Origin of the sequence: Globicatella sanguinis NBRC 15551 (assembly GCF_001552295.1) — a bacterium.
In the GTDB taxonomy this organism is placed as follows: domain Bacteria; phylum Bacillota; class Bacilli; order Lactobacillales; family Aerococcaceae; genus Globicatella; species Globicatella sanguinis.
This window is the reverse complement of sequence record NZ_BCQX01000176.1, coordinates 1-2,925: the sequence shown is the minus strand read 5'-3', so window position 1 is coordinate 2,925 and position 2,925 is coordinate 1. Positions and strand designations below refer to the sequence as shown.

The following is a 2,925-nucleotide window of genomic DNA, read 5'->3' as shown; positions in this document are numbered from 1 at the left end:
TCGAAATTGTCTCGGTTAGGATGATGGTTGCCGGGTTAAGATTTAGCTTCTATTACGAAATACCAATCGTATCGGAACCGGCAATCAAAATTTAACTTCATTAACTCCACACTTCATCAGCAATTTCTTTAATCAACTGTAGCTTTTTCCATTGATCTTCTTGTGTTAATTTATTCCCTTCCTCGGTAGAAGCAAAGCCACATTGAGGGGACAAGCTTAAGCGTTCTAATGGAATGTACTGCGCCGCTTCATGGATACGTGTGATAATTATGTCTTTATCTTCTAACTCTGGACGTTTAGACGTTATCAATCCTAATACTACTTTCTTATCACCGGTAACTTTACGCAATGGTTCAAAACCACCTGAGCGTTCATCATCAAATTCTAGGAAATAACCATCTACCTCTTCTTTTGCAAAAAGAAACTCCGCAATATCTTCATAAGAGCCACTCACCGCATAAGTCGATTTAAAATTCCCGCGACAAACATGAGTCGTTACCACTAAGTCTTCTGGACGTTGACTAATCGCTCGATTATTAGTCTCTAAAAATAATTGCTTGATTGCTTCTAACCCTGCTTGGTCAGTACCAAAAAAGTCTTCAGCTCGCTCATCCACTAATAAGCCCCATGAACAATCATCTAATTGAAGGTGACGCAAACCTAATTGATATGCCTTCTGGATAAATTGTTGGTAAATCGAAACTAAATCCTCTACCAACTCTTCTTGACTATCATAGAACTTAAGCGTATTGTCAATGGCAAAAGGCATAATTAATTGTTCAAGAAACTGCGCGGGTGCTGGGATTGTTAATTTAGCTTTATGACCCTTTTCTTCAAACTGTTGCACAAATTTAAAATGTTCGAAGAAAGGATGATTCTCATTAAATCCTAAACGTCCTACTAGATAAGTGTCATCGATTAGTGCCACTTCATCTGCAAATGGTAATCCTGTTTCTGTTGGGCGATGGTCAATCCCCTCAAATCCCCACATAAAATCTAAATGCCAAGTAGAGCGTCTAAACTCTCCATCGGTAATAAATTCATAGCCTAATTCTTTTTGCTTATTAATCAATTCCTCAATCACTTGATCTTCTACAGATCTTAATGCTTGTGCATCAATTTTACCTTCTTTAAACGCTTGTCGAGCCGCGACTAATTGCTCAGGTCTTAAAAAACTCCCAACAAAATCATGCTTATTACATTTATGACACATACTATTTCCTCCTTAGAAATTATTAGTCAATTTCACTAACAGAAAAAGACCCCATCCTCTTATAAAGGACGAGATCGCTCGTGTTACCACCTTAATTTATATTAATCTCACGATTAATACCTCAATGAGTACTATCATACTCGCTCGCTTTAACGGGCGAACCCGGACTCACCTAAATATCGAAGAGCCAACTCGAAGACCATTTTCAATGAATTGCCATTTAACTGCTTGCACCCACGACAGTCTCTCTGTAAAACTTTCATCCATCTACTTTTCTTGTCAATGTTGTTATGACTATATTCACACTATAAATTAATCTATTTCTAATGTCAAGTTAATAATTCGAACTGTAAATAAATTTGAGAGTGTTCCCAGTGAGTTGCGTGGAGAATTCACTGTGGAACAAAGGACACTTTCATCGCGACGGAGATTTTCACCATGGACTGACGGAGTGTTTCTCCGCAGATTTCATAGATTTTTTGCACAATCCAATCCACGTGTAGTTGCTGACCGCAGATTTAATAGATTTTTCGCCACGATCCCAATAGGTTTAGCAGTCACATTCACAAGGAATACAAACCGCATAGGTGACATGACTTGTCATGATGCCCTGCATCACTGCATTTAAATTGAATAAAAGATGCTCTAAACCCAATCATTAATTCATTATATTTTGTGGTTTTCCTTCGATGAAACTAATCACATTTTGAAAGGCAATTTCAGCTCGTTTTACCATTGCTTCATCACTAAGAAACGCAATATGTGGCGTTAAAATAGTGTTTTTAGCCTCCAATAATGGATAATCGCTAGCTAATGGTGGCTCTGTATCAAACACATCAATACCTGCTCCTGCAATGCGCCCTTCATTTAGTGCTTCGGCTAGTGCCTCATTGTCGACCACTGGACCTCTAGCGGTATTGATTAATATCGCCTCTTGCTTCATCAAGGCCAACTTTTCTTTTGATATTAATCCTTTAGTGTGATCATTTAATGGTAAATGTAAGGAAACAATCTCACTGTTTGTTAGTACGTCCTCTAATGATTGATAGGTCAAACCTAGTTCTTTTGCCTGCTCATTTTCACTGCGACTATAGCCGATTAACTTAGCGCCAAAAGCTTTAAACAATTTTGCCGTTTCAATCCCAATATTCCCGGTCCCAATGATGCCCACTGTTTTGCCTTTAATTTCCATACCTTGAAATGGCCCCGGAAAATCAGTAGCTAGTCGTGTATCAGCATCGCTTCGTGGTATTTGACGATAGAGAGCTAATACCAATCCTAACACTAATTCACTAACAGCAGTCGTCGCATAGCCAGAAGCATTCGCAATTTGAATTCCTAATTCATTAGCAGCTTCTTGAGCGACATGATCGATTCCAGTAAAAGCGACATCAATTAACTTCAATTTTGGATTGGCTTTGATCACTTCAGCAGGATAAGGATTGTTGGCAATCATCACAATATCCGCTCCTTTTGAACGTTCAATCAGTTCCTGAACATCAGTCGTTTTAGTGTCAAAATAGGTGAACTCATGGCCTGCCTTAAGTAAAGGTTCTGCTAGTTCCGTAATTTTTTCTTTTGATACTCGTAAGGGTTCTAATAAATGTATCTTCATCTTCACTCATCCTTTTAGTCTATTGTAGCTACCATTATAACACGACAATGATGATAGCTAGAAGATAATCGCTTGCTTATGTATGTTGATACCTGGC

2 protein-coding genes and 1 other annotated feature are annotated in these 2,925 nt (G+C 38.4%); both genes read right to left on the bottom strand.

From position 1 onward, the window contains the following. Nucleotides 1-100: 100 nt before the first annotated feature. Nucleotides 101-1,213, bottom strand: a complete 1,113-nt coding sequence (locus GSA01S_RS09845) for a 5-methyltetrahydropteroyltriglutamate--homocysteine S-methyltransferase (RefSeq protein WP_066127128.1) — start codon at nt 1,211-1,213, stop codon at nt 101-103. 61 nt (nt 1,214-1,274) lie between these two features. Continuing rightward, nucleotides 1,275-1,505, bottom strand: a binding site (T-box leader). Between the two features lie 366 nt (nt 1,506-1,871). Beyond that, the gene (locus tag GSA01S_RS09840; RefSeq protein ID WP_066127126.1) at nt 1,872-2,828 is read right to left on the bottom strand and encodes a 2-hydroxyacid dehydrogenase; all 957 of its coding nucleotides are present in this window, start codon (nt 2,826-2,828) and stop codon (nt 1,872-1,874) included. Nucleotides 2,829-2,925: the final 97 nt, after the last annotated feature.

Excerpts from the sequence above, each read along its gene's own strand:
- GSA01S_RS09845 (WP_066127128.1), bottom strand. The coding sequence starts at position 1,213 with ATGTGTCATAAATGTAATAAGCATGATTTTGTTGGGAGTTTTTTAAGA.
- GSA01S_RS09840 (WP_066127126.1), bottom strand. The coding sequence starts at position 2,828 with ATGAAGATACATTTATTAGAACCCTTACGAGTATCAAAAGAAAAAATT.